The organism is Kitasatospora sp. NPDC089509, from assembly GCF_044749365.1.
Classification (GTDB): Bacteria; Actinomycetota; Actinomycetes; order Streptomycetales; family Streptomycetaceae; genus Kitasatospora.
On record NZ_JBIVHS010000002.1, the window covers coordinates 268126 to 293113 of the forward strand.

General features: G+C 73.2%; 24 protein-coding genes and 1 pseudogene. 12 read left to right on the forward strand and 13 right to left on the reverse strand.

Translation table 11 applies throughout. From position 1 onward, the window contains the following. Positions 1-15: 15 nt before the first annotated feature. The gene (locus ACIP4P_RS04685) at positions 16-315 is read right to left on the reverse strand and encodes a ferredoxin (RefSeq protein WP_400914752.1); all 300 of its coding nucleotides are present in this window, start codon (positions 313-315) and stop codon (positions 16-18) included. After that, complete coding sequence (locus tag ACIP4P_RS04690; protein ID WP_400914754.1) at positions 312-1532, reverse strand: cytochrome P450; 1221 nt, start codon at positions 1530-1532, stop codon at positions 312-314. Before ACIP4P_RS04690 ends, ACIP4P_RS04685 begins: the two co-directional genes overlap by 4 nt. A 669-nt stretch (positions 1533-2201) precedes the next feature. Here ACIP4P_RS04690 and ACIP4P_RS04695 point away from each other — a divergent pair. The 3 genes from ACIP4P_RS04695 to ACIP4P_RS04705 all read left to right on the forward strand — a co-directional run bounded on the left by ACIP4P_RS04695 (position 2202) and on the right by ACIP4P_RS04705 (position 4384). Continuing rightward, on the forward strand, positions 2202-3287 hold the full coding sequence (locus tag ACIP4P_RS04695; protein WP_400914756.1) for an S-(hydroxymethyl)mycothiol dehydrogenase: 1086 nt from the start codon (positions 2202-2204) through the stop codon (positions 3285-3287). Then, the gene (locus tag ACIP4P_RS04700; RefSeq protein ID WP_400914759.1) at positions 3284-3919 is read left to right on the forward strand and encodes an MBL fold metallo-hydrolase; all 636 of its coding nucleotides are present in this window, start codon (positions 3284-3286) and stop codon (positions 3917-3919) included. The genes ACIP4P_RS04695 and ACIP4P_RS04700 overlap by 4 nt, the downstream gene beginning before the upstream one ends. 63 nt (positions 3920-3982) lie before the next feature. Then, positions 3983-4384, forward strand: coding sequence for a TIGR03618 family F420-dependent PPOX class oxidoreductase (locus tag ACIP4P_RS04705; protein ID WP_350515762.1), 402 nt, complete (start codon positions 3983-3985; stop codon positions 4382-4384). Positions 4385-4414: 30 nt separating this feature from the next. On the opposite strand, the gene ACIP4P_RS04710 is transcribed toward ACIP4P_RS04705, so the two are convergent. From ACIP4P_RS04710 to ACIP4P_RS04720, 3 genes are all read right to left on the reverse strand, one after another. After that, positions 4415-4819 (reverse strand): SRPBCC domain-containing protein, encoded by a 405-nt coding sequence (locus ACIP4P_RS04710; RefSeq protein WP_400914762.1) that lies wholly within the window; start codon positions 4817-4819, stop codon positions 4415-4417. Beyond that, a complete protein-coding gene (locus ACIP4P_RS04715; RefSeq protein ID WP_350515764.1) occupies positions 4816-5130 on the reverse strand; it encodes a metalloregulator ArsR/SmtB family transcription factor in 315 nt (104 codons plus the stop codon). Before ACIP4P_RS04715 ends, ACIP4P_RS04710 begins: the two co-directional genes overlap by 4 nt. Before the next feature lie 139 nt (positions 5131-5269). Beyond that, positions 5270-6040, reverse strand: coding sequence for an SDR family NAD(P)-dependent oxidoreductase (locus ACIP4P_RS04720; RefSeq protein ID WP_400914764.1), 771 nt, complete (start codon positions 6038-6040; stop codon positions 5270-5272). Between the two features lie 210 nt (positions 6041-6250). Here ACIP4P_RS04720 and ACIP4P_RS04725 point away from each other — a divergent pair, with 210 nt between their 5' ends. Next, positions 6251-7258 carry a helix-turn-helix domain-containing protein gene (locus ACIP4P_RS04725; RefSeq protein ID WP_400914766.1) on the forward strand — a complete coding sequence of 336 codons (1008 nt, stop codon included), beginning with the start codon at positions 6251-6253 and terminating at the stop codon, positions 7256-7258. Here ACIP4P_RS04725 and ACIP4P_RS04730 read toward each other — a convergent pair. From ACIP4P_RS04730 to ACIP4P_RS04740, 3 genes are all read right to left on the reverse strand, one after another. Next, positions 7190-7954 (reverse strand): ABC transporter permease, encoded by a 765-nt coding sequence (locus ACIP4P_RS04730; protein ID WP_400914769.1) that lies wholly within the window; start codon positions 7952-7954, stop codon positions 7190-7192. The two genes, ACIP4P_RS04725 and ACIP4P_RS04730, sit on opposite strands and share 69 nt — an antisense overlap. A gap of 1 nt (position 7955) precedes the next feature. Next, positions 7956-8918, reverse strand: a complete 963-nt coding sequence (locus tag ACIP4P_RS04735; protein ID WP_400914770.1) for an ABC transporter ATP-binding protein — start codon at positions 8916-8918, stop codon at positions 7956-7958. Positions 8919-9100: 182 nt separating this feature from the next. Then, positions 9101-10888, reverse strand: coding sequence for an NAD-dependent epimerase/dehydratase family protein (locus ACIP4P_RS04740; protein ID WP_400914772.1), 1788 nt, complete (start codon positions 10886-10888; stop codon positions 9101-9103). 257 nt (positions 10889-11145) lie between these two features. Between ACIP4P_RS04740 and ACIP4P_RS04745 the strand changes: the two genes are divergently transcribed. From ACIP4P_RS04745 to ACIP4P_RS04755, 3 genes are read left to right on the forward strand one after another with little or no spacing between them, the layout of a single operon-like run. Further along, complete coding sequence (locus ACIP4P_RS04745; protein ID WP_400914774.1) at positions 11146-12318, forward strand: NAD-dependent epimerase/dehydratase family protein; 1173 nt, start codon at positions 11146-11148, stop codon at positions 12316-12318. Positions 12319-12349: 31 nt separating this feature from the next. Further along, complete coding sequence (locus ACIP4P_RS04750) at positions 12350-12844, forward strand: NUDIX domain-containing protein (protein ID WP_350515770.1); 495 nt, start codon at positions 12350-12352, stop codon at positions 12842-12844. Further along, positions 12841-13836, forward strand: a complete 996-nt coding sequence (locus ACIP4P_RS04755) for a galactokinase (RefSeq protein WP_400914776.1) — start codon at positions 12841-12843, stop codon at positions 13834-13836. The genes ACIP4P_RS04750 and ACIP4P_RS04755 overlap by 4 nt, the downstream gene beginning before the upstream one ends. Before the next feature lie 107 nt (positions 13837-13943). Here ACIP4P_RS04755 and ACIP4P_RS04760 read toward each other — a convergent pair whose 3' ends face one another. Then, entirely contained in the window at positions 13944-15041 is a 1098-nt protein-coding gene (locus tag ACIP4P_RS04760; protein ID WP_400914777.1) for a radical SAM protein, read from the reverse strand. 265 nt (positions 15042-15306) lie between these two features. Here ACIP4P_RS04760 and ACIP4P_RS04765 point away from each other — a divergent pair, with 265 nt between their 5' ends. Then, complete coding sequence (locus tag ACIP4P_RS04765; RefSeq protein ID WP_400914779.1) at positions 15307-16407, forward strand: hypothetical protein; 1101 nt, start codon at positions 15307-15309, stop codon at positions 16405-16407. On the opposite strand, the gene ACIP4P_RS04770 is transcribed toward ACIP4P_RS04765, so the two are convergent. Both ACIP4P_RS04770 and ACIP4P_RS04775 read right to left on the reverse strand, forming a co-directional pair. Then, a complete protein-coding gene (locus ACIP4P_RS04770) occupies positions 16382-17143 on the reverse strand; it encodes a GNAT family N-acetyltransferase (RefSeq protein ID WP_400914781.1) in 762 nt (253 codons plus the stop codon). The two genes, ACIP4P_RS04765 and ACIP4P_RS04770, sit on opposite strands and share 26 nt — an antisense overlap. Further along, the gene (locus ACIP4P_RS04775; RefSeq protein ID WP_400914782.1) at positions 17140-17988 is read right to left on the reverse strand and encodes a class I SAM-dependent methyltransferase; all 849 of its coding nucleotides are present in this window, start codon (positions 17986-17988) and stop codon (positions 17140-17142) included. The genes ACIP4P_RS04770 and ACIP4P_RS04775 overlap by 4 nt, the downstream gene beginning before the upstream one ends. 202 nt (positions 17989-18190) lie before the next feature. On the opposite strand from ACIP4P_RS04775, the gene ACIP4P_RS04780 reads away from it, so the two are divergent. Further along, positions 18191-19735: a N,N-dimethylformamidase beta subunit family domain-containing protein gene (locus ACIP4P_RS04780; protein ID WP_400914784.1), complete on the forward strand. Its 1545-nt coding sequence runs from the start codon at positions 18191-18193 to the stop codon at positions 19733-19735. A 79-nt stretch (positions 19736-19814) separates the two neighbouring features. Here ACIP4P_RS04780 and ACIP4P_RS04785 read toward each other — a convergent pair. Both ACIP4P_RS04785 and ACIP4P_RS04790 read right to left on the reverse strand, forming a co-directional pair. Beyond that, positions 19815-20408: pseudogene (locus tag ACIP4P_RS04785) on the reverse strand (HAD family hydrolase); the annotation flags it as partial. Between the two features lie 5 nt (positions 20409-20413). After that, the gene (locus tag ACIP4P_RS04790) at positions 20414-21577 is read right to left on the reverse strand and encodes a serine/threonine protein kinase (protein ID WP_400914786.1); all 1164 of its coding nucleotides are present in this window, start codon (positions 21575-21577) and stop codon (positions 20414-20416) included. Between the two features lie 287 nt (positions 21578-21864). Between ACIP4P_RS04790 and ACIP4P_RS04795 the strand changes: the two genes are divergently transcribed. From ACIP4P_RS04795 to ACIP4P_RS04805, 3 genes are all read left to right on the forward strand, one after another. Further along, positions 21865-23154, forward strand: coding sequence for an extracellular solute-binding protein (locus ACIP4P_RS04795; RefSeq protein WP_400914788.1), 1290 nt, complete (start codon positions 21865-21867; stop codon positions 23152-23154). Between the two features lie 66 nt (positions 23155-23220). Next, the gene (locus ACIP4P_RS04800) at positions 23221-24141 is read left to right on the forward strand and encodes a carbohydrate ABC transporter permease (protein WP_400914790.1); all 921 of its coding nucleotides are present in this window, start codon (positions 23221-23223) and stop codon (positions 24139-24141) included. Continuing rightward, a complete protein-coding gene (locus tag ACIP4P_RS04805) occupies positions 24138-24980 on the forward strand; it encodes a carbohydrate ABC transporter permease (RefSeq protein WP_400914792.1) in 843 nt (280 codons plus the stop codon). The genes ACIP4P_RS04800 and ACIP4P_RS04805 overlap by 4 nt, the downstream gene beginning before the upstream one ends. The last annotated feature ends 8 nt before the right edge of the window (positions 24981-24988 follow it).

Genomic DNA, 24988 nt, shown 5'->3' on the forward strand with positions numbered 1-24988 from the left:
CGGGCCGGGACGCGGTCACTCCGGCGGGTCGATCCGGTGCCCGCCGAGGGCCGAGTGCAGGGTGAGCGCCTCGACCGGACAGTACTCCACGGCCTCGGCCAGCCCGTCCGTCAACTCCCCACCGCCGTCGGCGAATCCGGCCACCGGCAGGGCCTGGCCGTCGGGGCCGAGGGCCAGCGCCTCGGGCGCGCTGAGCACGCACATCCCGGAGCCGATGCAGCGGTCCCGGTCGACCCGGACCAGCACCGCCTCCTCCTCCGCTGCCGCCGCCCCCGCCACCGGATCGGCCTCCGTCGCCCCACCGGACCCCGTCACCAGCTGACCTGCAGGGTGCTGGGGCTGCGGGTGAGCAGACCGCGCCGCCAGTCGATGGCGTCGACCGGGTCGGCCAACCGCAGCGAGGGCAGTCGGCGGGCCAGTCGGTGCAGGGCGAGTTCGAGTTCCATCCGGGCCAGCCAAGCGCCCAGGCAGTGGTGCGGTCCGGCGCCGAAGGTGAGCATCGGCGCGGCCAGCGGGAAGAACAGCTCGGTGCCGAGGTCCCTGGTGAAGACCTCCGGGTCCTGGTTGGCGGTGGTGGTGTCGGCGGCGACCACGCTGCCGGCCGGGATCACCACCCCACCGATCTCCACGTCCTCGACCGTGCGGCGCAGCAGCCCGGGCAGGTGCTCCGAGGAGTCGCCGAGCGGTACGGCGCGCAGCAGTTGCTCGGTCGCGGCCGCCGCGCTGGCCTCGTCGGAGGCGAGCCGCTGCCAGGCGTCCCGGCCGTCCTGCAGCAGGTACACCAGGGCGTTGCCGAGGCTGGTCATGGTGGTCTCGTGCCCGGCCACCACCAGGCCGATCACCAGGGCGATCAGCTGCCCTTCGGTGATCGAGCCGTCCTCGGCGGCGGCCGCGAGCAGGCTGCTGACCAGGTCGTCGCCGGGGGCGGCGCGGCGGTCGGCGATCACCCCGGCGCCGAAGACGGCGAAGTCGCCCATCGCGGTGGCGACCGCCTCGGCGCTGTAGGCGGTGGTGGAGAGCGCGTGGTCGCTCCAGTGCTCCAGCCGCTTGGTGTCCAGGTTGTCCAGCCCCATCAGGCGGCTGATCACCGAGACCGGCAGCGGCCGGGTGTAGGAGGCGACGATGTCGGCGGGGGAGCCGTGGTCGATCAGTTCGTCGATCAGCGACTCGACCACCGAGGCCACCCAGGGCTTCCAGCGGGCGATCGCGCGCGGGGTGAACGCCCGCTGCACGGTGCGGCGCAGCCGCTGGTGCTCGGTGCCGTCGATGTTCAGCATGCTCTGCGGGTCGTCCAGGATGTTCGGCGTGACCGTGGTCGGCGGCGCGTCCGGCGCGTAGAGCGGGGCACGGCCCAGCCGGGGGTCGGTCAGCACCTGGCGGACGTCGGCGTGTCGGCTGACCAGCCAGACCGGGGTCCCGGTGGGCAGCGCGGCGAGTCGGGGCGGACCGGGTTCCAGGTGCCGCAGGCAGTGCAGCGGGGGGAGCGGGGCGGTGCCGGTGCCGGCACCGGTCGCACTGTTCTCGGTGGACATCCGTACTCCAGACTCCAGGGCAGGGACCGCGCGAGGGCGGCCCGACGGGGGGATGGATCCGGGGTTCGTGCGGGACGGGCGGTTCGGCCGGGGCGGCTCGACTCAGGGCCGGCGGTGCGGTGGTTCCGAGCTGTGACGGTTCCGAGGTGTGACGGTTCCGAGCTGTGATGGGTTCCCAGCTGCGGGGGATCCCGGGCTGTGGCGGTGCGCAGCGACGGGGTCGTTCCGGGGAGGCTGCCCGCGCGGGGGCGCGGGCCCGGGCGCGGGATGGCGCGAAACGTGCGGGGGCGTACGGTCGGTACGCCCCTGGCACGGGCGGCGCGGGGTGGCGTGCCGTCAGGTGGGGCGGGTGTGCTGAGCGTGGTCGCGTGGACCGTCTCTGCTACGACCGTACGTGGACGGCGGGGTGCCCGTCAGCGGCACTTCCAGCCAACGGTGGCGCTTTCCGGGCAGTCCGTAGCACGTTGACGGGCGCTCAGCGCCGCCCGCGCGCCCCTCGTGTCCGGCGGGCTCCGCCGACCCGCCGGGTCGGCGGTCGAACGGGTGGGCGCTACCCTTCGTAGGCGGTCTTTCGGCAGTGCTCCTAGAGTTCTCCCGCAGACCCTCTGCAGTCGTTTGTCGCAGGTCACGCCGGGGCAGAGCCGCACCGGCCGACGGAGGTGGAATCGGATGGCCCAGCAGGTCAAGGCAGTCATCGCGCGCGCCAAGGGCGCGCCCGTGGAGGTGACCACGATCGTGGTGCCGGACCCGGGCCCGGGCGAGGCGGTGGTGCGGATCCAGGCTTGCGGCGTCTGCCACACCGACCTCCACTACCGGGAGGGCGGTATCAACGACGAGTTCCCGTTCCTGCTCGGCCACGAGGCCGCGGGCATCGTGGAGTCGGTGGGCGAGGGCGTGACCGAGGTCGAGCCCGGTGACTTCGTCGTCCTCAACTGGCGCGCGGTGTGCGGCCAGTGCCGCGCCTGCAAGCGCGGCCGCGCGCAGTACTGCTTCAACACCCACAACGCCAAGCAGAAGATGACGCTGCTGGACGGCACCGAGCTGTCCCCGGCGCTGGGGATCGGCGCCTTCGCCGAGAAGACCCTGGTCGCGGCCGGGCAGTGCACCAAGGTCGACCCGGCCGCCGAGCCGGCCGTGGCTGGCCTGCTGGGCTGCGGCGTGATGGCGGGCCTGGGCGCCGCGATCAACACCGGCAACGTCGGCCGCGGCGACACCGTCGCGGTGATCGGCTGCGGCGGCGTCGGCGGGGCGGCCGTGATGGGCTCCCGGCTGGCGGGCGCGTCGAGGATCATCGCGGTGGACATCGACGACCGCAAGCTGGAGACGGCCCGCACCCTCGGCGCCACCCACACCGTCAACTCCCGCACCACCGACCCGGTCGAGGCGATCCGCGAGCTGACTGGCGGCAACGGCGCCGACGTCGTGGTGGAGGCCGTCGGCCGTCCGGAGACCTACAAGCAGGCCTTCTACGCCCGCGACCTCGCCGGCACCGTCGTCCTGGTCGGTGTGCCCACTCCGGAGATGACCCTCGAACTGCCGCTGCTGGACGTGTTCGGCCGCGGTGGTGCGCTGAAGTCCTCCTGGTACGGCGACTGCCTGCCGTCGCGGGACTTCCCGATGCTGATCGACCTCTACCTCCAGGGCCGCCTGGACCTCGGCGCCTTCGTCACCGAGACCATCGAACTGGACGCCGTCGAGCAGGCCTTCGAGCGCATGCACCACGGCGACGTGCTCCGCTCGGTGGTGGTCCTGTGACCGGCCGCGCCCGCATCGACCGGCTGGTGACCGCCGGGACCTTCGAACTCGACGGCGGCAGCTGGGAGGTGGAGAACAACGTCTGGATCGTCGGCGACGACGAGGAGGCGGTGGTGATCGACGCCGCCCACGACGCCGAGGCCATCGAGGCCGCGCTCGGCGGGCGCCGGCTGCTGGCGATCGTCTCCACCCACGCCCACAACGACCACATCGACGCCGCCCCGGCGCTGGCCGGGCGCACGGGTGCGCCGATCCTGCTGCACCCGGACGACCTCCCGCTGTGGAAGCTCACCCACCCCGAGCGGCTCCCGGACGGCGAGCTCGCCGACGGGCAGCGGATCGAGGTGGCCGGCACCGAGCTGACCGTGCTGCACACCCCCGGCCACGCGCCGGGCGCGGTCTGCCTGTACGCGCCCGAACTGGGCACCGTGTTCACCGGCGACACCCTGTTCCAGGGTGGCCCCGGCGCGACCGGCCGCTCGTTCTCGCACTTCCCGACCATCGTCGAGTCCATCCGCGAGCGGCTGCTGTCGCTCCCGGCGGACACGGTGGTGCGCACCGGCCACGGCGACCCGACCACCATCGGCGCCGAGGCCCCGGCCCTGCCGGAGTGGATCGCCCGCGGCCACTGAGGTCATCCGGCCGTACGGCCCCCGGGAGGTCGGTGACTCCCCGGGGGCCGTACGATCGCGATCATGGCCCACGACCCGCGCGACCTCGACGAAGCCTTCCTCGCCTTCTGGCGCGAGCGGCACATCGCCACCCTCACCACCACCCGGCCGGACGGCACGCCGCACGTGGTGCCGGTCGGCGTGACCTTCGAGCCGGCCACGGCCACCGCCCGGGTGATCACCAGCCGCACCAGCCGCAAGGCGCGCAACGTGGCGGCGGCCGGAGCCGACGGCCTGCGGGTCGCGGTGTGCCAGGTGGACCGGGCCCGCTGGTCCACCCTGGAGGGCGTCGCGGTGCTGCGCGAGCTGCCCGAGCAGGTCGCCGACGCGGAGCGGCGCTACGCCGAGCGCTACCGCCCGCCGCGGGAGAACCCGGACCGGGTGGTCATCGAGATCGCCGTCGAGCGGGTCCTCGGCCGGGCCTGAGCCCGGTCCCGTATTCCGCCGGCCCGGTCCTCACTCCGCCAGCGCGGGCGCGATCCGGCGCAGCACCGACGGCCAGCCCTGCGCCATGCCGTGGTGGGCCTGCCGTCCCATCGGGGTGTCCAGGTCGAACCCGGCGTGCTCCAGCAGCAGCCGGGTCCCGTGCCCCTCGGGCACCAGCCGCCAGGTGACGGTGGTGTCCAGCGTGCCGGCGGCGAAGCTGTACCGCAGCAGCTGCTCCACCTCCACCTCGACCACTTCGCAGGGCTGCTGCCCGAACGGCCCCATGTCCAGGGTGAACCGGTGTCCCACCACTGCCTTGACGTCCCCGGCGGCCCACCAGCGGGCGTGCAGCTCCGGGTCGGTCAGCGCCTCCCACACCCGCGCGGGCGGGTACGGCAGGAACTCGTCGCAGTGGATCGTGGCCTTCTCGGTCATGAACTCTCCTCGTCCAGGAGCTCGCGCAGCGTGCGCATCCGCGCCCGCCAGTAGTGCTCGAAGGGGTGCAGCCACTGCCCGACCTCGGCCAGTGGCGCGGCTTCCAGGTGGTAGTAGCGGTGGCGGCCGCGGGGCTCCTCGCGCACCAGCCGGGCGTTGCGCAGCACCGCGAGGTGCTCGGAGACGGCCGGTCGGCTGAGCTCGAACTCCCCGGCCAGCTCCCCGGCCGCCCGGGGTCCGGCCCGGAGGCTCTCCAGCAGTTTCCGTCGCACGGGGTTGGCCAGCGCGCTGAATACGTCGACATCCGCCATGCCTCAACCATGCGTCGGAGACTCCCGACATGTCAACTTCTTCCGACGCATCGCCCTGCGACGCCCGGCAGTGCCGCGCACGCCCGGCTCCCCTGACGGCCGGTCGCGCACGACGCCGCGCTCGCGGCCGGCGGCCGCGTCACAGGGCGATGCGGGGCTGTCCGCTGGAGGCGCCGAGGCCGCCGTCGACGGGGAGTTGGACGCCGGTCACGTACCGCGCGTCCGGGCCGGCCAGGAAGGCGACCACGGAGGCGATCTCTTCGGGAAGGGCGACCCGGCCGAGCGGGATGCGTTCGGCGAAGGCCCTGACCACGGGGGAGTCGGCGGTCAGGCCGGCCGTGATGCCGGTGTCCCGGGTGAAGCCCGGGTGGACGGCGTTGACGCGCACGTCCGGGGCGTGGTCCAGGGCCATGGCGCGGGTCAGGTTGACGACCGCGCCCTTGGCCGCGTTGTAGGCGGCCATGCCGTAGTCGCCGCCGAGTCCGCCCGTGGAGCCCACGTTGACGATGGAGCCGCGCGCGGCCCGCAGCAGTCCGAGCGCGGCCCGGCTGGTGAGGAAGACCGCGTCCAGGTTGAGCGCCATCGCGTCGCGCCAGGCCTTGGGGGTCATCGCGTCGACGGCTCCGAAGGCCGGCGCGCCCGCGTTGTTGACCAGCACGTCCAGCCGCCCGAGTTCGGCCTCGACGGCGGCGAACAGCGCGTCGACCTGCTCGGGTACGGTGAGGTCGGCGGTCATGACGAGGACCTTCGCGCCCGCGGGTGCCCCGGCGGCCGTGCGCTCCAGTTTCTCCCGCGTCCGCCCGACCACGACGACCGTCGCGCCCTCGGCGGCGAAGCGGTGGGCGATCGCCGCGCCGATCCCCGATCCGGCGCCGGTCACCACCACGACTCGTCCGGTGTCCGTGCTCACGAAGTCCTCCTCGGCTCGTCCTGCTTGCTGCACCCCGGTGCGGGGGAGGGCGGGAACCCGGCCTCCCCCGGCACCACCCACCCTAGGAAGGGCCAGGTTCCGTACGCTTGGACATGAGTGCCACATCGACGGGACTTCAGCGCCAGCCCTGGGAGGCAACGGGTGTCGGGGACGAGCGGACCGGGAAACGGCGGGAGCTTCTCGGCCGATGTGACCGCCCCGGGCGCTCCGGAGCACGGGTTCGACCGGTTCCGGCAGGGCTGGGAGGAACAGGTCGGCGAGGCCTACCCCGCGCCCGCCTTCACCCCCGGGGCGACAGGAGAGTTCAGGATCAGCGCCCGCGCCGTCCTGGTCCACGAGGCCGTGCTCGCCGACGTACACAGCCGATCGCTGGCCGGTACCAACAGCAGCGCCGTGGACCAGGGCGACGACACGGTGCTGTTCCACGCGGTGACCCGCAACGCCTGGGACTTCGCCCGGCACGGGGAGGGCCGGCTCACCGTGCCCGCCGGGGACTTCATGCTCCAGCGCAGCGGACCGCCGACCGTCGAGGCCGCCCGGCAGGCCAGGGCGACGGTACTGATCCTGCCCGCCCGAGGCCTCGGCCCGCTCATCGGCGACCGGCTGGTCACCGGCTCCGCGGCCACGGCCGAGGCGCGGTTGCTGCTGGGCCACGCAGAGCTCCTGTCCCGCAGCGCACCGGACCTCTCCCCGAGCGGGGCCGAGGCCGCCCAGCTGGCCCTGATCGAGTTGGTCCGGGGCGTGCTGCGGCAGCAGCCCGACGCCACCGAGCCCGCCCACGCTCCCGCCCTGGCCCAGGCCGCCCGGGAGCTCGCGGAGGCCCGCCTCGCGGATCCGCAGCTCTCACCCGCCCTGCTGGCCGGGGAACTCGCCGTCTCCGTCCGCACCCTGCACCGGGCCTTCGCCGGTGCGGAGGAGACCGTCGCCGGATACATCCGCCGTCGTAGGCTCGAACGGGCCAGGGCGGCGCTCCTGTCGGCGACCGGTCGGCCGAGCATCTCGGAACTCGCCGCCTACTGGCAGTTCGCCGACAGCAGCCACTTCGGCCGGGCGTTCAGGCGCCAGTACGGCCAGAGCCCGGCCGAGTTCGTCCGCGCGGCGACGAACCGCCGTAGTGGGAACGTCGGCTCAGGTGCGCGGCTCCCAGCGGAAGCGGCGGGCCGCGATCCAGGCGAAGAGGGCGGTCCAGGCCAGTGACAGCGCGATCCGGGCGAGGGTGTCGAGGGCCGTCAGTTCGGCGGACCATCCGGAGCGGACGAGGTCGACGGTGGCCGACAGCGGGGCGAGGAGCAGGAGGTCGCCGAGCGGGGCGGGCAGCACCTCGCGCGGCAGGTAGACCCCGGAGATCATCGGCAGCACGAACAGGGCGGGCAGGGTGGCCACCATCACGGACTCGGCGGTGCGGCAGAGCGCGGCGGTGGTCGCCGCCATGGCGGCCATCAGGGCGCAGCCGGTGAGCAGGCCCGCCAGCGCGGTGAGCGGTTGCCGGACGCCGGTGCCGGACATGACCGACACGGCGGCCGCCACGGCGGCGATCTGGGCGACGGTGACGACCACGTACATGGAGGCGCCGCCGGTCAGGATGGCGAGGTCGGAGACCTGCCCGGTCCTCAGCCGCTTGAGGACGAGTTCCTCCCGGCGGGCCACGTAGAGGCCGGTGACGGAGGAGTAGAGGGAGAAGATCAGCAGGATGCCGGTGGCCGTCGCCGCCATCACGGGTGCGGCGTTCAGGCCGTGCGCGGCGAGGTCGAGCTGGTCGTGGACGAACCGCATCGCGACGATGATCATGAGCGGCGCGAACACGACGAAGACGTAGTTCCCCTTGATGCGCCGGAACAGCTTCCACTCGATGCGGAAGAGGGTCTTCATGTGCGCGAGGTCGACGCTCTTCACGTCAGGTCAGCTCCCGGTCGTCGTCATCGTTCCCGTGGGCGGCGGCGATGCGGATGAAGGCCTCTTCGAGGGAGGCCGGCCGCGCGGTGAAGCGCTCCAGGGTCACCCGGCGGCTCTCGGCCCAGGTCAGCAGCCGGGTGGCGTCCCGTTGCAGGTGTCCGGTGGCGAGGGTGATCCTGCCGTCCGCCGTCCCGGTCGGCGCGGGGGCGGACAGGTCGGGCGGAAGTTCCTCCCGCAGCCCGGCCGGCAGGCCGAAGGAGAGGGTCGCCGGGTGGTCGGCGACGATCTGCCCGACGGTGCCCGCGGTGGCGATGCGGCCCCGGTGCATGATCGCGAGCCGGTCCGCGAGGGTCTCGGCCTCGTCCAGGTGGTGGGTGGTGAGCACGACGGTGGATCCCCGGTCCCGTAGCCGCCGGATCAGTCGCCAGGTGCCCTGCCGGCCCTCCGCGTCCATGCCGGTGGTCGGTTCGTCGAGGAAGAGCAGGTCCGGCTGGGCGAGGGTGGCGACGGCCAGGTCGAGGCGGCGGCGCTCGCCGCCGGAGAGGTTCTGCACCAGCACCTCCGCGCGTCGGCTGAGTCCGGTCAGCTCCATGGCTTCGGGGACGGCCCGGGAGCCGGCGGTGAGGTCGGCCCACATGCCGACGGTCTCGGCCACCGTCAGGTGGGAGATGAAGCCGCCCTGTTGCAGCATGGCCCCGGTGCGCGGACGGATGGCGGAGCGGTCGGCGACCGGGTCGAGTCCGCCGAACAGCCGGATAGCCCCCCGGTGCGGGCGGGCGAGCCCTTCGAGCAGTTCGACCGTCGAGGTCTTGCCCGCGCCGTTCGTGCCGAGCAGGGCGAACAGCTCGCCGCGCCGCACGGTGAAGCTGACGCCCCGCACGGCGTCGAACGCCCGTTTCCCGTGCCCGTAGCGACGCCACACGTCCTGGACCCGAATGCAGTCCTCCGGCTCGTTCCGGGTCATCGGGCCCCTCCTCTGGATCGGCCTCCGGCGGCGTACCCGTCGAAACTATTGCCTCCTCTTGGATTTGCCAACCCTTGGTAATGCAGTAGTAAAATGTTGCGCAGGTCACATTCCTTCAGGTCCATTTCCATGGGAAAGGGGCCTGCAATGTTCTTGCAGAAGATGAATTCCGCCCGCCGGGGTCAGTCGACGGTCGACAGGTGGATCCCCTCGTAGGCGAGCCACTGGGCGAAGGAGTGCAGCCCGTAGTCGAGGTCCACCTCGGGGCGCCAGTCCGCGGGGCCCTCCGGGGGGACCTCGGCGCGGCCGGGGGAGGCCGGGGGATCGGCGGGCGCCTCGACCGGCACCGGTCGGACGACCCGGTGGACGGTGTCGGCGAGCTCCCGGACGGTGATCGACTGCTTGTCGACGAGTGTCAACGGCCCGGTCTCGGCCGGGGACCGGAGCGCGGCGGAGAGCGCCCGCACCAGGTCCTTGACGTGCAGCGGGTGCAGCGGGGCGGTGGGGTCGCCGTCGAGCACGATCGGTTGGCTGCGCAGGGCGTCCCACACCATCCGCCCGATCGGGGAGGTCCGGGTGCAGCCGGGGCCGTAGAGGTCGCCCACCCGTACGGTGCGGACGCCGGGGGCGGGTTGCGGCTCGGGCCGGTCGAGGGGGGACAGCCGGAGGACGAGCGGCGGGCCGGTGAGGTCGACGCGGCGGTCGTCCGACTCGGGCAGGAGTCGGCCGAGGTCGACCAGCGCGCTCGGCCCGGCGAACCCGGCCTCCGCGTCGACGACGTGGTGTCCGTGGTCGCGCAGGCCGCGGACGATGTGCTCGCCCAGCGGTGAGGAGGCGCCGAGCACGCCGACCGGGGCGAGCGGCGGGCGGGGGGCGGCGGGGCCGCGCCGGGGTGCGCGGGCGTCCTCCTGGCCGGCCCGGAGGCCGTGCCGGGTGAGTGCGGCGAGGTCGGCCCGCAGGGCGTCGATCACCGCCGCGGTGCCGGTCTGGGAGACCCCGCCGGGGCCGAGGGTGTCCAGGGCCTCGGCGAGTACGGCCGGGTCGACGTCGACGTCGACAACTGTGGTGGAGGCGCCGAGGCCGTCCCGCTGCTGCACCAGTCCCATGGTGTAGGCCGTGAGCCAGGTGCCCCAGGCCACCTGGGGGTCGACCCCGGGGCCGGTCGCCGGGAGCCGGGACCGCAGTCGCCCGACCGGGACGCCCTCCCCCTCCAGGTACTGCTCGCACTCCAGGTGCAGCCAGCGCGGCCGGCCGGGGCCGGGCAGCCGGACGTCGCAGCGGGCGATGCCGTACTTGAAGAACGGGATCACCGACAGTCCGGTCAACTGCCGCCGTTCGTCGCCCGGTCGGTCCGAGGGCGGGAAGCACACGGACCGGCGGGGGCCGCGGAAGGCGTTGCCGGAGATGCTGCCCTGGTCGTCGTGCTCGGCGAGGTTGGGCACGGCGACGAAGCGCGGGACGTCGGTGGCCCGCAGGTAGCGGTCCATCAGGATGTCGTCGGGCCAGGCGAACAGGTGTCGGCTCGCGAACTCGACGTACCCGGCGGCGACTTCGCGCGGCAGGATGATGGCCACGCACGGGAAGTACTCGCCCACCGCGCCCACCCAGCGGGCGCCGGCCAGGGCGCCGAAGCGGACGGCCGCGCCGTTGCGGGAGTCCCAGAGCGCGAACAGCGCCAGGGCGGCGTCCGGCATCGCCTCGACGGCGCGGCGGGCGCGCTCGAAGAACGACTCGGACAGGATCATGTCGTCCTGGACGACCAGGTGGTGGGTGGCGCCCTCCTCGATCGCCGACCAGGCGGCCAGCGCGGTGCGCAGCACGGAGGGCTTTCCGGTCGGGTCCGGGTCGACGACCACGGAGAGGGCACCGGCCGGAGCGCCGGCGGCGAGCCTGCGCGCCGCGTCGAGCCGCTTCGGGTGGGTCATCACCGAGCCGCTCATCCGGTACGGCGTCCTGCTGGTCCCTGGCATCCCGGTGTCCCGTCCCTCCGCGGAGTCCCGGCTTCCGGGTGGTCGACGCGGAGGGTCCGGGTCCGCGCCGACCGCTGCGGAGGGTCCGGCTCCGATGCGTGCGTGCTCGGCCTCGCGGACGGTACCGGCGCTTCCGGGCGTGCGGCAAGTGCGCATTGACGGTCCGTCAGATGCGCCCCAATGCCACCTTGCCGTGTCCTGAGCCCGCCTGCATGCTTTCCGGGCCACCACTCCAACGCAGAACCGGAGGGGAACAGATGACCGCGTACAGCGTTCAGGCACCACACCCGGAGGCGGGAGCCCCGGGCACCGGATCCGCCGGTTCCGCCGGTTCCGCCGGTTTCGCCGGAACCGAGGAAGCCGCCGCATCCGAAGAATCGATTCTGCTCCGCCTGGCCGACCTGCGGGGCGCCCGGGTCGCGGTGACCGGCGGGGGAGGCCTGGTCGGCAGCCGCGTCGTGGCGCTGGCCCGCCGGGCGGGCGCCGCCGTCACGGTGCTCGACCGCTTCGACGCCTACCCGGAGGACGTCCGGGGGCTGTTCGGCCTCGACCGGCACGACGTCGACCTGGTGGTCGGGGACGTCGCCGACCGGGAGACCGTCCGGCGGCTGGTCAAGGGCGCGGACTACGTGATCCACGCCGCCGCCTACGCCGACGTCGCCGCCTGCACTCGGCACCCCGACGTGGCCTTCGAGGCGAACGTGCGCGGCACCCAGACCGTGCTGGAGGAGGTCGCGGCCGCCCCGGTGCGCCGGCTGGTGTTCATCTCCTCGGCCGCGGTCTACGGCAACGGCCGCCCGGGCGTCACCGGCCCCCAGGTGTTCCAGGAGGACCAACTCCTGGTCCCGGTCTCCGTCTACGCCAACACCAAGCTGTGGGCCGAGCACCAGGCCCGGCTGATGCTGGGCGGCCCGGGCCGGGCCGAGTGCACCGTGCTGCGGTACTTCTCGGTCTACGGCGACCCGCAGGTCCCCAAGCCCGGCAGCCACTCCTGGATGGTGGCCTGGATGGCCATGCACGCCCACCTCGGGCTGCCGATCCGGCTCAACGGCGGCGGCGTGCAGGTCAGGGACCTGGTCCACGTCGACGACATCGCCGCCGCGACCGTGCTGGCGCTGGTGGCCGAGCGCGCCGCCGGGCAGGTCGTCAACGTCGCTACGGGGAAACCGACTTCGGTGCGCGAGGTGGCCGACCGGATCGCCCCGCACTACCCGGGCTCGCGGCGGATCGTCACCCCGATGCCCGAGGGCGACCCGCTGGGCGGCTACGCGTCGACGGAACGGATGCGCGAGGTACTGGAGTTCACGCCGCGGATCGGTGTTCCCGAAGGCGTCGCCCGGTACGTACGCTGGCTCTCCGCCAACCCGCAGGCCGTCCCCGGCTGGCTGGCCGCCGAGGCCGCGGCAGCGCTGGACGGCCGGGCCGGGTGACCGCAGCGGGTCGAACGACGAGGGAGGGCACGTGAGTTACGTCGGGTCGTACGTGTGGAAGCTGCGGCAGAAGGTGGGCAGCCAACTGCTCCTGCTGCCCGGCGCCCAGGTGCTGGTGGTGGACGCCGCCGGGCGGGTCCTGCTCCAGCAGCGGCGGGAGAACGGTCTCTGGGAGCTGCCCGCCGGAGCGTGCGAGGAGGGCGGCACCTTCGCGGGGACGGCGGTGCGGGAACTGGCGGAGGAGACCGGCCTGCGGGTCGACGAGGCCGACCTGATCCCCTTCGCCTCGCTCTCCGACCCGGACGTCCACACCCTCACCTACCCCGGCGGCGACGTGGCCCAGTGCTTCGCGCTCTGCTTCGCCGCCCACCGCTGGTCCGGCGAGCTCTCGCCCGGGCCCGACGAGGTGCTCCGGGCCGGGTTCTTCGACCCGGGGAGCCTGCCCGAGCCGTTGTACCGGGCCACCGCCGTGGTGCTGGAGTTGTACGGGCACTTCCGCGCCACCGGAAGGTTCCAGGCCCGGTGAGCGCGGACGCCGAGGTGAGCGCGGACGCCGGGACACGCGCCGACGCCGGGACGCGCGCGGTGGTGCCCTGCCGGGCCTGCCTGTCCGGTGAGGACCTGGACTGGCTGGGCGGCCGCTCGGTGAGCGTGGCGCTCGACCTGCCGACGACGGTGGAGGTGCTCCCGGCGACCGCCGGCGGTACGGACCGTACGGACGCGGGCAGTTGGGCGGCCGAGGTGTGGGCCTTCCTGCGGGACCGGCTCCCCGCGCTGCCGGACGGGCCGCCGCCGGCCGTCCGGGTCGGCAGCGACGCCCCGGCCGCCAGCGGACTCTCCTCCTCCACCGCGTTGATCGTCGCGCTCTTCGAGGCCTACCTCGCCGCCCACCGGGCGGCCGGTGACGTCCCCGTCGGGACGGTCACCCGGTGGGCGTACGAGTTCGAGTTCGCGGTCTTCAACGGCGGCGGGATGGACCAGGTCGCCGTGGTCGAGGGGGGCGCGCTGCTGCTGGAGGGCCGGACCACCGGGCTGCCCGCGATCCTGGAGCGGACGGCCTTCCCGGCGGACTGGACGCTGCTGGTGGTGGACTCCGCCACGGCCAAGTCCACCGGCGACCACATCCGCACCGTGCGCGCCCAGGTCGCGGCCGACGACCCGGCGTTGGCGGAGTACATGGCCGGCACCGACGCGACCTCGGAGGAGGTCTGGAAGGCCCTGGTCGGGCGCGACCTCACCGGACTCGGGAACGCGATGAGCCTCGCCCACGTGGCGATGCGGGACCTCCAGCGGATGTCGACGCCGCTGCTGGAGGACCTCCGGGAGCTCGCCCTGACCCGGGTCGGCCTGCCGCTGAAACTCAGCGGGGCCGGTGGTGGCGGCGCCCTGGTCGGCGTCTGCCCGGCCGAGGAGGCCGAGGCGACCGCCGCTCGCTTGCGCGCGGCGCTGCACGGGCGCCACCCGGACGCGCGGGTGCTGCCGGCCCGGGCCGCGGGGCGTCGGACGCCGGGCGCGTGACGGATTCGGTCGGATGACAGCGGGCGGCGCCTCCGGAACCGGAGGCGCCGCCCGCTGCCGCCGCCGCCCCGCACGCGGGGGAGCGGCGGCGGCCGACGATCAGGCCATCAGATGAACGGGTCGTAGTCGGCGTCCAGGACCGGGGCCCCGTCGCCCTCGCCGATCCGCTCCAGCTCCAGATTGGAGGCGTGGCGCGCGCAGTGGAACCGGCAGTCCGAACTCGGGTTCACCAGCCCGCGGTCCGAGTCCCGCCAGATCTCGGCCAGGCTCTGGGTGACCGCGTCCCCGATCCGCGCCTTCTCGTTGCCGCGGTGGTAGGCACAGGTGTAGACCCCCGAGGGGGTCACCAGCGTCCGCAATTCGGCGATCCGGCAGCGTTCGTACTGCTTCGGCTGGACCGGTCCGCGGTGGTTCCGGAGCGAATGCAGCGTGGAGGAGTTGACGATCTGGAAGGTGTCGCACTCCAGCCGGGCGGCCCGGGCCAACTGTTCCTCGACGGAGGAGAGCAGGGAATCGGCGACCGGGATGATGTGGTGGTCGTCGTCGAACATGGCCTTTACCTCGAAGTAATCGCAACCGATGTCATATGCCAATTCGGCTGCGGTGTGCACTTCGTGATGGTTGCTCACGGATTTTCCATCGGCCTGCGGGCGGGACATCAACAGGAATGAGTAGCCGAGGGCTCCGCTTTTCGCCTTCGCCAGCAACCGCATGTTGGCGATCACCCGGTCGAAGACGCTGGCGCCCTTGCGGTCGGGCCGGAACACCCCGTAGGTGGCGCTGGTCCCGGCGTCCACCGAGACCCGGACCCAGGAGGCGTACGCGGCCAGCTCGTCCAGGTTCTGCCTGATCAGCGTCCCGTTGGTGACCACCCCGACGGCGAGGCCGGCCTCGCCGAGGACGCGCAGCACCCGCTTGGTGCCGGGGTGGGCGAGCGGTTCCCCGCCACCGATCAGGATCACCGCCCGGACGGACATCTCCACCAGTTCCCGGGCGAGTTCGGACAGTCGTTCCGCGGAGAAACGGCCCTGATTCAACAGTTTCCCGCTGATGCACTCGGGGCAGGCCAGGTCGCAGAAGGTGGTGGGGTCGAGATCGACCACGAGCGGGGCGGTGGAACGGGATCCGGCGGCCACCTCCAATATCCTCGGCCAGCCTGACGGCTGGTAAAGCTTGGAGACCAGGTCGAGACGATCGGCAGCCATGGTTCTCCTTCGTGGGGCACGGCGAATTGGCCTCTCCTACCCTGCCCCTAAAGGCCGGGATCAGTCGTCGAGTTCCGGACACCTTGGGCGCATTGACGATTCGGACGGCCAATTTCCGGTCGTTTTCCCCGGTTGTCCGCGAGCGGTCCGAGCGGCGTCTGCCACCATCGGTCCGCGCGCCCCGCCGCGCCCCGCCGTGCGACGTCACCGCGCCCCGACAGGCGACGCCGGACACGCCCCGCCACCCGACGAAGGAGCCCCCGAGATGACCGCCGCGCCCCGCATCAGCGCCTCCGTGATGACCCACCCGGTGCGCCGGGTCCAGGCCGAGGAACTGGCGGCCCACCTCGGCGTCGGCAACCTGGCCGTCGATCCCCGACCGGACGAAGGACCGTCGGCGCTGCGCACCGCGCTGGTGGCCTGGGGGCAGGCGGAGCCCGGCGCCACCCACCACCTGATGGTGCAGGACGACGTGGCCGCCCCCGCCGCGCTGCTCGACCTGGTGGCGGGGGCGGTGCGGCGCTTCCCGGAGGACGCCCTGGTCTTCTACACCAACTGGCACGCGCGCAACGGCGCGTTGTCCCGGCTGGCGGCGCTCGCCGGTGCGGGGTGGGTGCGCGGGGTGCCGCAGGAGTTCACCCCCACCCTGGCCGTCTGCCTCCCGGTCGACCTGGTGACGGGGTACCGCCGGTTCGCCGGCCGGAGCGGGGAGCGCCACGACGACGAGGTGCTCTCCGCCTTCCTCCGGCCGCGCGGGCGGATGGCGCTGCTGGCCGTCCCCGGCGTGGTCGAGCACATCGGCACCAGCAGCATCAACGGGCACGCCGCGCAGGGCGTCCGCCGGGCCGCCTGCCCGCTCGACGAGGCGGACGCCCGTCCGCTGCTCGCCGAGGGCTGGGTGCTGGAACGGCCGGACTGGCTGCCCTACATGCGCAACGGCGAGGGCTACCTCCAGGTCTCCTGGGAGCCCGAGCCGACCGGCCACCTCCCCTGGCGCGAGGCCCTGCCGCACACCGGCCTCACCGAGGCGGAGCTGGACGGGCTGGTCCGCGCCCACCGACCGGCCGAGGACGCGGCCCGGATCGGCCGCGCCTTCGGCCCCCGGTACGCCGACGAGCTGTGGCTGCACGCCCTGCTGCTCGGCGCCCAGGCGGAGGCCGCGGCCCGGCGGCGGGGCGGTGGCACGGCCGGACCGGAGCACGAGCGGCTGCGGTCCCGCGCCGTGTCCACCCTCGGCATGGCCAGCCTCCCGGCGGAGCGGCGCCCGGAGGTGACGCCGGAGCAGGCCGCGCTGCTCACCGGGTACGCCTGGAGCGCGATCCGGTGCGGGAGCCGGCTGCTCAGCGACCCCGGGCGTCGTGGGTGACCCAGACGCCGGGCTCCCAGTAGGTGCCGAGGTCGCGCTCCCGGTCGATGCGCACCGGGGCCAGGCCGGCGGGGAAGACGTAGTCGCCGTCCTCGGGGAACGCCAGGCCGGTCCAGGACTCCCACTCCGCGACCGTCCCGGTGATCCGCGAGGACCGCGGCACGCCGTGCGCGAGGACCCCGCCGACCCCGACCTGGGTGCGCACCCAGGGGTCGAAGGGGGCGCCGTCCGCGCGCGTCCACCGGGCGTAGCGCTCGATCGGGACCAGCGGGTAGCGGTCCTTGTGGGTGGGCCGGACGGGGACGACGACGGTGGCCAGGCCGGCCGTCCGGGCGAGCCCGGTCAGCTCCCGCAGCAGCACCTTGGACAGGCCCCGGCCCTGGTGGGCGGGGGAGACCTCGACGCCGAGGGCGCAGAGTGCGGTCGGCTCCGTCCCGGCGTCGCGGTCGCGGAAGGCCGCCGCGATGGAGTCGTCCAGTCCGGGGCCGAGCCCCTCGGCCGAGCCGTCCCAGCCCCGGGGGAGCGAGCGCCCGGTGCCCAGCACGGTGTCGGCCGCCTCGTCGTACAGCAGGAACTGGTACTCGGGGAACTCCGCGAACAGCCGGTCCCAGTAGTCGTCGGCGATGTCGCCGTGCAGGTTGTACTCCGGCACCACGCCGGCGAAGTCCGCCGGGATGCGGTCCCACAGTTCCGGCCGTTCGCTGTAGCGGGCCACCACCCAGGACGGCGCGGTCACTCCGGCACCACCGCCTCCCAGATCACCATCAGCGGCAGGCCGTCCCAGGCGGCGCGGGCCGCGTCGGCGACGAACTCCTCGTAGCCGCCGGGGGCGAGGCTGCCGTTGAACACCGGTTCGTGGCAGCTGCGGACCTGGAGCCCGGTGGCGGTGAAGGCGTTCAGGTAGGCGCTGGGCAGGTGGAGGTGGTTGCGGACGAAGCCGAGCCGGCCCGGGCCGCGGACGAAGATGCACTGGCCCTGCAGCGCGATCACGAAGGGGTGCAGGTCGGAGATCAGCACCCGCCCGCCCGGGCGCACCACCCGGGCCAACTCGGCCACCGCGCCGTCCACTTCGGGCTGGTGGGTGAGGGCCATGGTGCAGACGGCGAGGTCGACGGAGTCGTCGTCGAGCGGCAGCGCCTCCAGCCGGCCGGTGCGGAACTCGGCCTGCGGGGCGCGCTCGCGGGCCCGGGCGATCATCTCCGGCGACTGGTCCACCCCGATGGTGCGGTGGCCGCGGGCCAGTAGCGCGGCGGTCTGCCGGCCGGTGCCGCAGGCCGCGTCCAGCGCGACCCCGGCCGGGAGGCCGTCGAGCAGGCCGTGCAGCACCGGTTCCTCGACCTGGATGAAGGAGCTGGGCAGCGAGTCGTAGCGCTGGGCCCACTCGGCGTAGCCGCCCGCGAGTTCGAGCTCGTGGATCTCGGCCTCGGCGTCCGGCATGGGTTCGTCGTCCTGGGTGGCGAACCTGCGGATCTCCTCGACCCGGGCCTTGAGGAAGGCCTCGTCGCCCCCGACCGCGTTGCGCAGCAGGGCCATTCCCTCGATGCCCAGGATCAGTTCACGGACGCGGAGTCTGTTGTCCATTCGTTTTCCCCTCGACTTCCGTACGACAGGAGACATGGTGCCGCAACCCGTTCCCGGCTACCCCGTCCGACGGGACGGCAGACGTGCCCGGATCCGCATGTCCGGAAAGGCGTGCCGACTGGCCGAAGCACGGCCCGTGGAAAGGGCGGTGGCGGGCGCGCTAGCGTGACCGTCCGATCATTCGAGGAATGCTGGGGGCAGCATGATCGAGGGGTATTTCGGCCGGGAAAGCGTCGTCGCGGGAGACACCCTGGTGTGCCACGTCTCCACCGACGCGGCGGCCTTCCGGCTCTGTTTCTACCGGCTGGGGGAGCGGGTGGAGTTCATCGCCCGGACGGGGTGGCACCCGGGCGTCCACCGTCCGCCGCCGCCGCACCCGGACGGCGTGGCCGGCCACGCCTCCCCGGCCGAGGACTGGGGCTGGCCCCCGTACGCCTTCGCCGTCCCGGCGGACTGGGCGCCGGGGATCTACGTGGCACTGTTCGTCGAGCGCGGCACCGGCGCCGAACCGGCCGACCCGGTGCTGGACGGCGCGACCCTGGAGGGCCCCGAGCGGGAGTTCTTCGTGGTCAGGCCGGTGCACCCGGGCCGGCACTCCCGCATCCTGTACAAGAAGTCCAGCTACACCCGGCACGCCTACAACCGGGCCGACCACCCGGCGGCCGAGCGCGCCGCCAGCCTCTACGACAACCCGGTGTACCAGGACGGCGCCGACGGCCGGCCGCGCGGCCACAAGCTGAGCCTGCACCGGCCCGGCGGCATCATCGACCTGGCGTACTGGGACGCACCGTTCATCGCTTGGCTGGCACGCAACGGCTACCCCGTCGAATACTGCACCGACCTGGACCTGCACGAGAATTCCGCCCTGCTGGCCGACTACGACCTGCTGCTCAGCGTCGGGCACGACGAATACTGGAGCGCGGCGATGCGCGCCCGGGTGGAATCCTTCGTCGCGGGCGGCGGAAACGTGGCTTTCCTGAGTGCCAACACCTGCTGGTGGCGAATCCATCCGACCGACCGGAACACCGCTTTCGTCTCGGACACCGACCACCGGGTCGGTGACGCCTACCCCCACCTCCCGGCGACCGATCTGTGGTGGGCGGAAAAACCGGACGGCGTGGGCGAACCGGAGAATTCCCTGACCGGCGTGAGTTTCCGCAACGGCGGCATGTGGCCGGGCGAGTGGCCGGGCGACCGGCCGCTGGACGGCTACACCGTGCAGCACGCCGACCACTGGATCTACCGGGGGACCGGACTGCGCGACGGCTCGGACGGCGGCCCGGCCGACGCGCTGGGCGCCGGCACCCCGCTGGTCGGCTACGAGTGCGACGGCGCCGCGATCGCCTACGGCCCGGACGGCGTGGCCCGGGCGACCGGCGCGGACGGCACCCCCGCCTCCTTCCTGGTGCTCGGCGTCCACCTGCTGCGGCCGGTCCACGAGGACTTCCACACCCTGAAGTGGGGCCACTGGAACTGCCCCGAGCGCGAGCCGGGCGCCACCGGGCCGCGGGCCGCCACGATGGGGCTGTACACCCGGGGCGGCACGGTCTTCACGGCCGGCACCACCGACTGGCCGGCGGTGGTCGGCCGCGGGCAGGACGCGGCCGTCGAGCAGGTCACCCGCAACCTGCTCGACCGGCTGCGCCACCGCCTCGGCGTGGACCGGGCGGTGGAGGGGGCTGCGGACGGTCCGGTGGACCGGGCGGCGGATCCGTCACCAGCTCCGCCACCGCCGCCAGACCGGTGATCCGGACGGCCCCGCCGTGCACCGGCGGGGCCTCGCCGTCCACCGCGCGGTCCGGCCGCCACAGGTGGGCCGCCCGCATGCCCATGGCCAGCGGGCCCTCGACGTCCGGACCCCAGGCGTCCCCGACGAACAGGGCCTCCTCCGGCCGCAGGCCGCACCCGTCCAGCACCGTCCGGAAGATCCGGGGGTGCGGTTTGCGGGCGCCTGCCCGGGCGGAGGTGACCACCACGTCCAGCAGGTCGGCGAGCCCGACCCGGGCGACGGCCCGGTCCAGGTCCCAGTACCAGTTGGAGCAGAGCGCGACCACCAGCCCGCGCCGGCGCAGCCCGGCCAGGGTCTCCTGGACGTCGTCGAACAGCTCCAGGTGGATGGCCTTGATGGCGGTGTCCAACTCGGCGGCGAGTCCGTCCAGTTCCCCGGCGGGCACCCCGCAGGCCCGGGCCCTGGTCCTGAGTCGCTCCAACTCCCAGGCCAGATAGGACTGTTCGCTGACCGAGTGGGCCACGTGCTGCTCGCCGTCGGCCGGGCCGACCGACCACTGGTCGCCCCAGCGGGCCCCCGCCGCGCCCAGCCCGCGCCGCTCGAACACCGAGGCGTGGCTGGGCGGCAGCGGGTCGACCATCCGGACCAGGGTCCCGTAGAAGTCGAAGATCACGCCCCGGATGCGGGTCATCGGGGTCAGTACCTCCCGTACCGCCGGGGGAAGTAGTCCTCCAGCCCGCCCTCGCGCTCGATGTCCACGGTCGAGCAGTGCAGCCCGCCGCCGAACGGGCCGACCGCGCGGAACGGGACGGGGACGATCTCGAAGCCGTACCCGGAGAGCTGGTCGGCCAGTCGGACCTCGTTCTCCTCGATGCACAGCGTGTTGTGGTCCAGGTTCAGCATGTTGGCCGCCAGCCAGGGGCTGCAGAAGGACAGCTTCGGCGGGTGGTCCCAGCTGGCCGGCTGCACGGCCTCGACGATCTCCCAGTCGTTGAGCTTGAAGAACTCCATCAGCTCGGGGTCGGCGAGCCGCTCCCCGCAGTGCAGCACCAGGCCCGGGCGCAGCGGGACCCAGGTGGAGTCGATGTGCAGCGGGTGGGTGTTGGTGGACGTCACGGCGTGCACCCGGTGGTCGGGGAAGTGCCGCTTGAGCCAGTCGTAGCCGCTGCGGTTGGTGACGAAGGACAGCTGGACGAACAGGTCCTTGCCGAACCGGGCCACGTCGGCGGCGTCGAACAGCGGCTCGGCCTCGGTGAGCACCAGGTCGTAGTCGCGCACCCGGGCCAACTGCTCCTCGGTGGTCTGGGTGTTGAAGGTGTCCCAGAACCCGGCGTGGTAGGAGTCGTCGGTCAGCCGGGGCTTGGGCGCGGCCTCCCAGCGCATCCGCGGGTCGCCGTCGAACAGGCTCTGCAGCACCGGCCGGTAGCACAGGTACTCGAACCAGCGGCTGCGGTAGGACATGGTCGCTTCCAGCACCTCGTTGCCCACGGTGAGCAGCAGGTCCCGGGGCGGCATGCAGCCGAACATGGAGGGCTGGGTCCACTCGGGGGTGGTGACCGGCGCGCTGAAGTCGAGCGGGGTGGGGCGGTCCACCCGGATGCCGCGGCGGCGCAGCAGCTCGGCGAAGGCGTCAAGTTCCTCGTTGGCCGCGGCGGTCATGTCCTCGGGCATCGGCCCGTAGGTGCCCAGCGGGAAGCCGTCGTCCGGGTAGTCCCGGCGGACCGCGAGCTCCGGGGCCTGGACCATGGTGCCGTCGGCGCGGCCGACGATGACGTGCCGCAGGGGGTCCCAGCCGTTCCAGGCGTTGACGCGGAGGGGGCGGGTGTTCGGGTCCGTGGTCTGCGCGCCGAGCTCGGTCACGTGCGCATCCTTCGGTAGGGGGTGTGTGTGCTGCCAAGGTGCAACCGGGGGCCGTCACCGTCAAGAGTTGCCCGATTGCCGATGGTGACCTTTGCGTCATTGTTCGCGTTGACGGGACGGGGTGACCGTTTGTGCCTCCGGAGGGATCGCCCCATGTGTCGATAGCATCGATCTGACGTCGGGTCAGTTGATCGTCAGCACCGTGATGGCCGAAAGTCGGTTCCCCCGGCGTGAGTTGAGGCTCAGCGGGTAACTGCGCCCAGCAAGTCGGCGGAGGAGGAGGGGTCATGACAAGAACGGTGCGCGGGGTGGTCGCGACCGCGTCGGCCGTCGCGTTGCTGGCGGGCGCGGCGGCCTGCGAGAGCGGCGGAGGCGGATCGGCGAAGGGCTCCCAACGGCTCACCGTCTGGCTGACCGTCGACGCCCAGGAGAGCTGGCCGGACCTCGTGGCGGCCACCAACACCCGCTTCGCGCAGCAGCATCCGGGTGTGGACGTCGCCGTCGAATACCAGCAGTGGACCACCAAGAACCTCAAGCTGGACGCCGCCCTGGCCGGCCGCGACGTGCCGGACGTGGTGGAGATGGGCAACAGCGAGGTGGTGAACTACCTCGTCAACGACGCCTTCGCGGCCGTCGACCCGGCGAACTACGACCACTCGGCCGAGTGGCTCCCCGCGCTCAAGGAACCCTGCGAACTCAACGGCCGCACCTACTGCGTCCCCTACTACGTCGGCGCCCGGGTCGGCATCTACCGCACCGACCTGTTCCAGCAGGCCGGACTGACGAAGGCCCCCGACACCTACCCCGAGCTGATCACGGACCTCGACGCGCTGAAGGCCAGGTTCGGTGCCCAGGACCACGCCTTCTCCGCGCTCTACATGCCCGGCCGCTACTGGTACGCCGCGCTGGCGTTCCTGAAGGACGCCGGCGGCGACATCGCGGTGAAGACCGGCGACCAGTGGAAGAGCGCGCTGTCCACACCCAAGTCGGTGGCCGGGCTGAAGGCCTGGAAGGACCTGCTGGACGCCTACTACGTCGGGGACCGCTCCAAGGACAACGGGGACGAACCCGCCGTGGTCGGCCAGGGCAAGGTCGCGATGTTCTACGGCAACACCTGGGAGGCCGAGGCCGCCGCCGACCCGCAGTCCGGCGGGGACCCGGCACTGAAGGGCAAGTTCGCGACCTTCCCCTTCCCCGGCCCCTCCGGCGGACCGCTGCCGCCCTTCCTGGGCGGCTCCGAACTGGCCGTCCCGACCAAGTCGAAGAACCAGCAGCTCGCCCAGGACTGGATCAAGCTGTTCACCGACCGGACCTCCCAGCAGCGCCTGATCAAGGCCAACACCCTGCCCAACAACACCGCCCAGCTCGCCGACGTGGACCCGGCCGGCGTCAACGGCTCCGCGGCCAAGGCCGCCGCCCGCGGCTGGGTGACCCCGCCGGCCCCGGGCTGGGTGGCGGTCGAGAAGGCCAACATCCTCCAGGAGATGCTGGAGGACATCGCCACCGGCAAGCACACGGTCGAGGACGCGACGAAGACGGCGGACGGCCGGATCGACGCCGTCATCAACAAGAACTGAGGTGGCACGATCCCCCCGGGACCCGCGATCAGGAGCGCCGAACCCGTCGCACCCGCCGACCCCGCCGTGCCCGCGCGCCGACCGGGCGGCGCCCGCCGGGCGCGCCGGGCCACCCCGTACCTGCTGATCGCGCCGATGGTCGGCACCCTGCTGCTGGTGCTCGGCTACCCGCTGGTCGACATGGTCCTGCTCTCCTTCAAGGACATGACCCGCAAGCAGCTGTTCGCCGGCACCGCGCCGCCCTGGGTCGGGCTGGACCAGTACCGGACGGTCCTGTCGGACGGCTTCTTCTGGGCCGTGGTCGCGCGCACGGTGGCCTTCGCCCTCGTCTGCGCGGGGCTCACCATGCTGTGCGGGCTGGCGTTCGCGCTGCTGCTGCGCGCGGTCTCGTCCTGGGTGCGGGTGGTGCTGGTCGGGGTCCAGGTCGCGGTGTGGGCGATGCCGTTCATGGTCGCCGCCTCGGTGTTCCGCTGGCTCTCCGACGCGGACTACGGCGTGGTCAACTGGCTGCTCGGCCGGGTCACCGGGGCGGACTTCCGCGGGCACAACTGGTTCAGCAACCCCTGGCAGGGCTTCGCCGTCATCGTCGCCGTCGTGGTGTGGGGGGCGATCCCGTTCGCGGCCATCACACTGCACGCGGCGCTCACCCAGGTGCCCGCCGAACTGGAGGAGGCCGCCCGGGTCGACGGCGCGCGCGGCGTGGCCCTCTTCCGCCACGTCACCTTCCCGATGATCAGGCCGCTGTTCACGGTGGTCGCGGCACTGTCGGCGATCTGGGACTTCGGGGCGTTCAGCCAGATCTGGCTGATGCGCGGTGGCCAGCCGGAGCGGGACTACTACCTGCTCGGCGTCTACTCCTTCATCGAGTCCTTCGCGGTCAACCGCTACAGCGCGGGCGCGGCGATCGCCCTGGTCACCGTCGTCCTGCTGCTCGGCGGATCCGCGGTCTACCTGCGCCAGGTGCTGCGGACGGGAGAGGTCGAATGACGAGCCGGGACCGCAGACGGCGGCGCAACCGCCGGATCGCCGACGCCGTCGGGCTGCTCGCCGCCGCCGTGATGGCCTTCCCGGTGTACTGGATGGTGCTGACCGCGTTCCGGCCCGCCAGCCAGATCCTCCACCTGCCGCCGCAGTTCTGGCCCAGCTCGGTCACCCTGGACAACTTCCGCCGGGCAGTGAGCTCGGACGGCTTCTGGTCCAACGTCCGCTCCAGCGTGGTGATCGGCGTGGGCACGGTGCTGATCTCCCTGGTCATCGGCACCCTCGCGGCCTTCGCGGTCGCCCGGTTCGCCTTCGCCGGCCGGCGGGCCCTGGTGCTGGCGCTGCTCTGCGTCCAGACCATCCCGCTGATCGCCCTGGTCATCCCCGTCTACCTGCTGCTCAACGACCTCGCCCTGACCGACACCCTGACCGGCGTGATCCTCACCTACCTCGCCTTCGCCCTCCCCTTCACGGTCTGGATGCTGCGCGGCTTCATCGTCGCCATCCCCCCGGAACTGGAGGAGGCCGCCATGGTCGACGGCTGCGGCCGGCTGGGCGCCTTCTGCCGGGTCACCCTGCCGCTGCTCGCCCCCGGCCTGGTGGCCACCTCGATCTTCGCCCTGGTGCAGGCCTGGAACGAGTACGTGCTGGCGTACGTCCTGCTGTCCAGCAACTCCAAGCGGACGCTGCCGATCTGGCTGGTCTCCTTCCAGACCAGCTTCGGCACGGACTACGGCGGCCTGATGGCGGGGGCGACCCTCACCGCGCTGCCGGTGGTGGTCGCCTTCCTGCTCGTCCAGCGCCGGATCGCCGCCGGCCTCGCCACCGGCGCGATCCGGGGCTGACGGCCCGG

Coding starts and splice junctions, on each gene's coding strand:
- ACIP4P_RS04690 (WP_400914754.1), bottom strand. CDS start 1,532: ATGTCCACCGAGAACAGTGCGACCGGTGCCGGCACCGGCACCGCCCCG.
- ACIP4P_RS04710 (WP_400914762.1), bottom strand. CDS start 4,819: ATGACCGAGAAGGCCACGATCCACTGCGACGAGTTCCTGCCGTACCCG.
- ACIP4P_RS04735 (WP_400914770.1), bottom strand. CDS start 8,918: ATGACCCGGAACGAGCCGGAGGACTGCATTCGGGTCCAGGACGTGTGG.
- ACIP4P_RS04695 (WP_400914756.1), top strand. CDS start 2,202: ATGGCCCAGCAGGTCAAGGCAGTCATCGCGCGCGCCAAGGGCGCGCCC.
- ACIP4P_RS04780 (WP_400914784.1), top strand. CDS start 18,191: ATGATCGAGGGGTATTTCGGCCGGGAAAGCGTCGTCGCGGGAGACACC.
- ACIP4P_RS04715 (WP_350515764.1), bottom strand. CDS start 5,130: ATGGCGGATGTCGACGTATTCAGCGCGCTGGCCAACCCCGTGCGACGG.
- ACIP4P_RS04795 (WP_400914788.1), top strand. CDS start 21,865: ATGACAAGAACGGTGCGCGGGGTGGTCGCGACCGCGTCGGCCGTCGCG.
- ACIP4P_RS04745 (WP_400914774.1), top strand. CDS start 11,146: ATGACCGCGTACAGCGTTCAGGCACCACACCCGGAGGCGGGAGCCCCG.
- ACIP4P_RS04775 (WP_400914782.1), bottom strand. CDS start 17,988: ATGGACAACAGACTCCGCGTCCGTGAACTGATCCTGGGCATCGAGGGA.
- ACIP4P_RS04765 (WP_400914779.1), top strand. CDS start 15,307: ATGACCGCCGCGCCCCGCATCAGCGCCTCCGTGATGACCCACCCGGTG.
- ACIP4P_RS04740 (WP_400914772.1), bottom strand. CDS start 10,888: ATGCCAGGGACCAGCAGGACGCCGTACCGGATGAGCGGCTCGGTGATG.
- ACIP4P_RS04705 (WP_350515762.1), top strand. CDS start 3,983: ATGGCCCACGACCCGCGCGACCTCGACGAAGCCTTCCTCGCCTTCTGG.
- ACIP4P_RS04760 (WP_400914777.1), bottom strand. CDS start 15,041: ATGGCTGCCGATCGTCTCGACCTGGTCTCCAAGCTTTACCAGCCGTCA.
- ACIP4P_RS04805 (WP_400914792.1), top strand. CDS start 24,138: ATGACGAGCCGGGACCGCAGACGGCGGCGCAACCGCCGGATCGCCGAC.